Origin of the sequence: Nocardioides sp. NPDC059952 (genome assembly GCF_042730435.1) — a bacterium.
Classification (GTDB): Bacteria; Actinomycetota; Actinomycetes; order Propionibacteriales; family Nocardioidaceae; genus Nocardioides.
In genome coordinates this window covers 1-4,624 of the sequence record NZ_JBHWLY010000138.1, presented here as the reverse complement: position 1 = coordinate 4,624, position 4,624 = coordinate 1, and the positions used below count along the sequence as shown (strand labels likewise).

Genomic DNA, 4,624 nt, shown 5'->3' with positions numbered 1-4,624 from the left:
GGGCCTCGCTCGATCTCTTCGCGTTCGCCCGGCGCAAGCGCCGGGCGAGGCTCAGAAATCGATGGCGCTGTAGGCCTGGAGCTTGGCGAGCTGGTGCTCCGAGGTGACCTTGCGGATCGTGCCCGAGCGGCTGCGCATCACCAGGGAGTCGGTGACGATGGCGCCGTGGGGGAGGTACTGCACGCCCCGCATCAGGTCGCCGTCGGTGATGCCGGTCGCGACGAAGAAGCAGTCGTCGCCGGTGACCAGGTCGTCGGTGTGGAGCACGAAGTCGGGGTCGAGGTTGTGGCCGGCGTCGAGGGCGCGCTGGCGCTCCGCGTCGTCCTTGGGCCACAGCCGGCCCTGGATGGTGCCGCCGAGCGCCTTCATCGCGCACGCGGCGACGATGCCCTCGGGAGTGCCGCCGATGCCCATCAGCAGGTCGGCGCCGGAACCGGCACGGGCGGCCGAGATCGCGCCGGCGACGTCGCCGTCGACGATGAACTTGATCCGGGCGCCGGTCTCGCGGATCTCCTCGACCATCTTGTCGTGGCGCGGACGGTCGAGCACGATCACGGTGATGTCGGAGGCCTTGGTGTCCTTCGCCTTGGCGACCGCGGCGATGTTCTCGGCGACCGGCAGGCGGATGTCGACGACATCGGCGGCCTCGGGGCCGGTGACCAGCTTCTCCATGTAGAAGACGGCGCTGGGGTCGTACATGCTGCCGCGCGGGGCGACCGCCATCACCGCGACGGCGTTGCTCATGCCCTTGGCGGTCAGGGTGGTGCCGTCGATCGGGTCGACCGCGACGTCGCAATCGGGTCCGGTGCCGTCGCCGACCTGCTCGCCGTTGTAGAGCATCGGGGCGTTGTCCTTCTCGCCCTCGCCGATGACGACGGTGCCGTTCATGGCGACCGTGGAGATCATCGTGCGCATCGCGTTGACCGCGACACCGTCGGCGCCGTTCTTGTCGCCACGACCCACCCAGCGAGCAGCGGCCATCGCCGCTGCCTCGGTCACGCGCACGAGCTCCAGGGCCAGGTTGCGGTCAGGAGCGGTGGGGGCGACGCCGAGCGGCTGGGTGTCGTTCATAGGGGTCAATCTATCGGCCGGGCGCGGTGGAGCGGCCACGGTGTCACTTGATCGATCCAGAGACAAGCCTCACAGCGAAGCCCGACTGCGGGTGCTCCAGAACCTGCTCGGTGGGGCCGTCCTCGACGATGTGACCGTGCTCGATCACCACCACCCGGTCGGCGAGCGCACGGGCGTCGGCCGCGTCGTGGGTGACGATGATGGCGGTCCGGTCCTCGAGGGCTTCGCGGAGTGTCTGACGCAGGGCAGGACGTACGTCGACGTCGAGCGAGGCCATCGGCTCGTCGAGCAGGAGCAGCTCGGGGTCGGCGGCGAGCGCCCGGGCCACCGCGACCCGCTGGGCCTGGCCACCGGAGATCTGGGACGGCTTGCGCCCGGCGAGCGTCTCGGCACCGATCTCGGCGAGGTGGCGGGTGGCGAGCTCGTTGGCCTGCCGGCGATGTACGCCGCGGGCGCGGGGTGCGAAGGCGACGTTGGCGAGCACGGACATGTGCGGGAAGAGCAGCGGGTCCTGGGCCAGGAGCGCGACCCCGCGGGCGTGCGGGGGAGTGGAGCCGAGGACGCGGTCGCCGAGGCGTACCTCTCCCTCGTCGGGACGGAGGAGTCCGGCGATCACGCCGAGGATGCTCGACTTGCCGGCGCCGTTGGGACCGGTGAGTGCGACCGTCTCGCCGGCGGCCACGTCGAGGGTGACGTCGATGCCGCGCTGAGGGATCACCGCACGCAGGTGAAGTCTGCTCATAGAGCTCTCCCATGACGAGCGAAGCCGATCACGGCGACCGCGACGACGACCAGCACCAGCGAGAGCGCGACCGCCGCGTCCGGGTCATCGACACGGAGCAGGTAGACCTGCAGCGGCATGGTGCTCGTGACGCCGGGGAGGTTGCCGGCGAAGGTGATCGTGGCGCCGAACTCGCCCAGACAGCGGGCGAAGGCCAGGACCGACCCGGAGATAAGGCCGGGGCCGACCAGAGGGAGGGTGACCCGCCGGAAGACGGTGGTCGGGCGGGCGCCGAGCGTGGCCGCGACCGCCTCGTAGCGGGTGCCGCTGGTGCGCAGCGCGCCCTCGAGGCTGATCACCAGGAACGGCAGCGCGACGAACGTCTGCGCCAACACCACGGCGAGCGTGGTGAACGTGATCTGGATGCCGACCATGTCCAGCGACTGGCCGAGGAGGCCGCGGCGGCCGAAGGTGTAGAGCAGGGCCAGGCCGCTGACGACCGGCGGCAGCACGAGCGGGAGCAGCACCAGGGAGCGCAGCAGACCCTGGCCCGGGAAGTCGGTGCGGGCGAGCACGGTCGCGAGAGGTACGCCGAGGAGGATGCACAACGCGGTGCTGGCCGCCGCGGTGCGCAGACTGAGCCAGAGCGCCTCCAGCGCGGAGGGCGAGGTGATCAGTGCGGGGAAGCTCGCCAGGTCGACGCGGAGGATGATCGCGGCGAGCGGGACGATGACGAACGCCGCGGCGAGTGCCGCCGGGAGCCACAGCCAGCGGGGCATACCGACGGACGGACCGGCCCCCCGCTGCCGGTCCGTCCGTCTGGACCTCCCGAGAAGATCAGGGCTGGCCGAAGCCGGCATCGCTCAGCACCTTCTGTCCCGCCTCGCTGAGCACCAGGTCGACGAACTCCTGGGCGAGGTCGGCGTCGTCCGCGCCGTCGAGGGTGCTGATCGGGTAGGTGTTCACGACCTGGTCGGACTCCGCGAACTCGACGCCCGTCACGGTGTCTCCGGCGGCGGTCACGTCGGTGACGTACACGAGTCCGGCGTCGGCGTCACCGGAGGTGACCTTGGCGAGCACGTCGCTGACCGACTGCTCCTCGCTGACCGGCTTGATGTCGACGCCCGTCTTCTCCTCCATCTGGGCGGTCGCGTTGCCACAGGGGACCTCGACCGCGCAGACGACGACCTTCGTGCCGGACTTGGCGAGGTCCTGGAAGCCGGCGATCTTGGCCGGGTTGCCCGGGGGCGTGGCGATCTCGAGCGTGTTGGAGGCGAAGTCCTCCGGGTCGGTGGCCAGGTCGCCGAGCTTGTCCATGTTCTTGGTGTCGGCCGAGGCGAAGACGTCCGCCGGGGCGCCGTCCTGGATCTGGGCGACCAGGTCCGAGGAGCCGCCGAAGCTGGTGGTCACCTTCACGCCGGGGTGGTCCTTCTCGAACTCCTCGGCGAGCTCGGTGAACGTATCGGTCAGCGAGGCCGCCGCGAAGACGGTCAGCTCCTTGTCCTGCGCCTCCTCACCGCTGCTCCCACTGCCGCACCCGGCGAGCGCGAGGAGGGCTGTCACGGCGACAGCGGCAGAGATTTTCGTGTTCGTGATCATGGGCGCTCCACTATGACGTTGGTTGACTTGATCGAAGCCACGGCGCTGACGCCGGGTTCGAGCCCGAGCTCAATGGCGGCCTCGGCGCTCATCAGCGAGACGATCCGATAGGGACCGCACACCATCTCCACCTGGGCCATCACGGTGTCCACGGTGGTCCTGGTGACGATCCCGAGCATCCGGTTGCGCGCGCTGACCGCCCTGGTCCGGTCCGGGTTGGGCGCATCGGCCAGCTCCGAGGCCAGCGTGGCCAGGACGATGCCATCGATGACCGCGCGACCGTTCTCGGTGGTTGCTTCGATCCGCCCCGCATCGACCCAGCGACGCACGGTGTCGTCGCTGACGCCGAGGAGATCGGCGGCTTCGGCGATGCGGTACGTGGTCACCGGAGGAGTATCGCATCTGCGGTTCTATCATGCGCGATATCCCCTCATCTGCGGAACAATTTGCTCTGGCGTCGGGGCTTGGAAAAGCCTCGATTCGAGGGTGCATCGGCCGCGTGGGACCATGGAGGGCGTGAGCGACACCGATCAGCAGCAGCCCGCCCAACCGTCGAGTCAGCCGGCGGGCGAGCAGCCGGAGACCCCGGCACGCAGCTACCCACGCACGTTCGGTGCCCTGATCGGGTCGATGATCTTCCTGCTCGTCCTCGTCGTCCCGATCGTGCTGATCGTGCAGTGGCGCGGCAACCTCGAGCGCGAGGTCAGCGGTGCCAACGAGACCTACAAGGCCGACTGGGCCGAGGCCGTCCGCAGCGCCCAGGTCGCCGACCTCGACGTCGTCTACCCGCGCGAGCTGCCTTCGGGCTGGTACGCCAACACCGACCCGTCCTACCAGGGCGGCGGTGAGCCGTCGTGGACGATGTCGTTCGTCAAGGGCGAGACCTCCTACGTCGGCCTCGAGCTCTCCTCCCGCTCGGCGCAGGCGCTGGCTCAGAAGAACGTCGACACCCAGGCCAAGAAGGGTGACGAGGTCAGCATCGACACCGAGCTCGCCGACACCTGGACCGAATGGACCGACTCCGGCGGCGACACCGGCTACTCGGCCGAGGTCGACGGCCAGACCCTGATGCTCTGGGGCCCCAAGGACGGCGACGTACGCGACTACCTCGCCCTCATCACCACCGAGCCCCTGAAGAAGTAGCGGCCCACCGCTGGTCGAGCCGCCGGAGCCGCTAGGCGGAGGCGTGTCGAGACCAACACGGTCCCATCGAGCGCGGAGGTGACCGTGTTG

The 4,624-nt window shown here is 69.8% G+C and carries 6 protein-coding genes; 1 reads left to right on the top strand and 5 read right to left on the bottom strand.

Translation table 11 applies throughout. From position 1 onward, the window contains the following. Positions 1-51: 51 nt before the first annotated feature. The 5 genes from glpX to ACFV9G_RS29640 are packed head-to-tail and all read right to left on the bottom strand — an operon-like array spanning position 52 to position 3,777. Entirely contained in the window at positions 52-1,071 is a 1,020-nt protein-coding gene (gene glpX / locus ACFV9G_RS29660; protein ID WP_378733050.1) for a class II fructose-bisphosphatase, read from the bottom strand. A 43-nt stretch (positions 1,072-1,114) separates the two neighbouring features. Further along, the gene (locus tag ACFV9G_RS29655) at positions 1,115-1,813 is read right to left on the bottom strand and encodes a sulfate/molybdate ABC transporter ATP-binding protein (RefSeq protein ID WP_378733048.1); all 699 of its coding nucleotides are present in this window, start codon (positions 1,811-1,813) and stop codon (positions 1,115-1,117) included. After that, on the bottom strand, positions 1,810-2,571 hold the full coding sequence (locus ACFV9G_RS29650) for an ABC transporter permease (RefSeq protein ID WP_378733046.1): 762 nt from the start codon (positions 2,569-2,571) through the stop codon (positions 1,810-1,812). The genes ACFV9G_RS29655 and ACFV9G_RS29650 overlap by 4 nt, the downstream gene beginning before the upstream one ends. A 58-nt stretch (positions 2,572-2,629) precedes the next feature. Next, the gene (gene modA, locus ACFV9G_RS29645; protein ID WP_378733044.1) at positions 2,630-3,391 is read right to left on the bottom strand and encodes a molybdate ABC transporter substrate-binding protein; all 762 of its coding nucleotides are present in this window, start codon (positions 3,389-3,391) and stop codon (positions 2,630-2,632) included. After that, the gene (locus ACFV9G_RS29640) at positions 3,388-3,777 is read right to left on the bottom strand and encodes a molybdopterin-binding protein (RefSeq protein WP_378733042.1); all 390 of its coding nucleotides are present in this window, start codon (positions 3,775-3,777) and stop codon (positions 3,388-3,390) included. Before ACFV9G_RS29640 ends, modA begins: the two co-directional genes overlap by 4 nt. 130 nt (positions 3,778-3,907) lie before the next feature. On the opposite strand from ACFV9G_RS29640, the gene ACFV9G_RS29635 reads away from it, so the two are divergent. Continuing rightward, positions 3,908-4,534, top strand: a complete 627-nt coding sequence (locus ACFV9G_RS29635; protein WP_378733040.1) for a DUF4245 family protein — start codon at positions 3,908-3,910, stop codon at positions 4,532-4,534. Positions 4,535-4,624: the final 90 nt, after the last annotated feature.